Here is a 2046-nt window from a genome sequence, read left to right on the forward strand (position 1 = left end):
AGCACCGCGGCGGCGGTGTCCACGTCGGCGAGCGTCTCGGTCATGGAACAAGTCAAGCGGTGAACACCGACATTTCGACCCCCAGAACCGGCCGATCTTCCACCATCCGGACAACAGATTTTCCGGGCTCCCGGTACGGCGGTCGACGACCCGGCACTGGCGGTCGCCGACCGGCGCGCGCAGGCCGTCCACCCGCTCGGACCCGCGCGACCCCGCGCTACTTGTCCCGCGCCGACAGCACGCAGAACTCGTTGCCCTCCGGGTCCAGCAGCACCGTCCACGGCACGTCCTCGCTCTGCCCCACATCGGCGTACGTCGCGCCTCGCTCGAGCAGCCGCTCGATCTCGGCGTCCCGGTCGTCGGTGGTGTGCGGGGCCAGGTCGAGGTGCAGCCGGTTCTTGCCGGCCTTCCGTTCCGGAACCGACCCGAAGACCATCCCGACGCCGGCCTCGAGCCACGCGTTGGCGTCCAGCGGCTCCTCGTCGGCCATGTGCGAGGGCACGATCACCAGCTCGTCGTCGTCCTCGTAGGCGATCAGCCACCCCAGGGTCTCGGCCCACCACCGGCCGAGCATCGCGAAGTCCTGACAGTCGACGACGACGGAGTACCAGCGCAGGGCCATGCCCCAGTCCTACCCGATGGCGGCCTGGAAAGCAGCCGCCACTTCGAGCAGCTCGCGCTCCGCTCCGTGCCGGGCCACGATCTGGATCCCGACCGGCAGCCCTGAGGAGGTGTGTCCCGCCGGTACCGAGATGGCCGGGCAGCCGGTCACCGTGATCAGGTAGGCCGCCCGCATCCAGTCCAGGTACGACGCCATCGGGCGACCGTTGATCTCGGTCGGGAACTCCTGGTCGGCCGGGAACGGCGGCACCTGCGAGACCGGCAGCACCAGCACGTCGTACGACGTGAAGAAGGCCCGCATCCGCTCCGAGAGCGTCGTGCGCTGGGTGTAGGCGCGAGCCACGTCCGCGCCGGTCAGCGACTCCCCCAGCCGGATGTTGTCGGCCAGGGACTGCTTGAACGACCCCGGGTGCTCGGCGAGCAACCGTCCGAACTTCGCGTGCAGGTGCCACGCCCGCAGGGTCCGGAAGGTGTCGTCGGCGACGTCGAGATCCGGGTGGCCGGGGCTCACCTGGGCGCCCAGCTCGGCGAAGACCTGCGCCGAGGCCTCGACCAGCCACGCCACCTCGCCGTCGACCTCGAAGGCTCCCCCCAGATCCGTGGAGATCGCCACTCGGGCCCCGACCAGCGAGCGCGCCATCGACCCGGTCGGGGGCGGCGCGAAGAGTGCCCCGGGCTCGCGCAGCGCCTGTGGCGCCCGGTCGTCCGGCCCGGCCATCACCGAGAGCAGCAGCGCGAGATCCTCGACGTTGCGGGCCATCGGGCCGCCGACCGAGGTGGTCTCCCACTGGTTGTAGAGCGGCCACTCGGGCACCCGGCCCAGGGACGGCCGCAACCCCACGACGCCGCAGAATGACGCCGGATTGCGCAGCGAACCGCCCATGTCGGAGCCGTCGGCCAGCGGCACCATCCCGGCCGCCAGAGCACAGGCGGCACCGCCGCTGGAGCCGCCCGCGGACCGGGTCGGGTCGACCGGGTTGAGGGTGGTGCCGAAGACGGTGTTGAACGTGTGCGAGCCCGCCGCGAACTCCGGCACGTTGGTCTTGCCGAGCACGACGACGCCGGCGCGGCGTACCCGCTCCACGATCAGCTCGTCGGTCTGCGGCACGTGGTCGGCGAAGAGCGGGGACCCGTACGTCGTGCGCCAGCCGGCGACCGCGTGAGTGTCCTTGAATGCGAACGGCAGCCCGTGCAACGGGCCCACCGGGTGACCGGCCGCCAGGAACTGGTCCGCGTGCCAGGCCCCCTCCCGCGCCCGCTCCTCGTCGAGCGAGACGATCGCGTTCAACTGCGGGTTGCGCTCCGCGATCCGGTCGAGGTGCAGGTCGAGCAGCTCGCGTGCGGAGATCTCCCGGGCCCGTACGGCGGCCGCCTGGGCGCGCGCGGTCGACTCGACCGAGAGCTCGCTCATCGCCGGGTCACCGG

The 2046-nt window shown here is 71.8% G+C and carries 2 protein-coding genes; both read right to left on the minus strand.

What is annotated here, in order from left to right:
- Positions 1-217: 217 nt before the first annotated feature.
- Positions 218-622, minus strand: a complete 405-nt coding sequence (locus ABZE72_RS16710; protein ID WP_372730164.1) for a VOC family protein — start codon at positions 620-622, stop codon at positions 218-220.
- A 9-nt stretch (positions 623-631) separates the two neighbouring features.
- Positions 632-2046: amidase (locus ABZE72_RS16715; protein WP_372730165.1), on the minus strand; the 1415-nt coding region annotated here is incomplete at its 5' end.

The organism is Nocardioides sp., from assembly GCF_041600255.1.
In the GTDB taxonomy this organism is placed as follows: domain Bacteria; phylum Actinomycetota; class Actinomycetes; order Propionibacteriales; family Nocardioidaceae; genus Nocardioides.

Excerpts from the sequence above, each read along its gene's own strand:
- ABZE72_RS16710 (WP_372730164.1), bottom strand. The coding sequence starts at position 622 with ATGGCCCTGCGCTGGTACTCCGTCGTCGTCGACTGTCAGGACTTCGCG.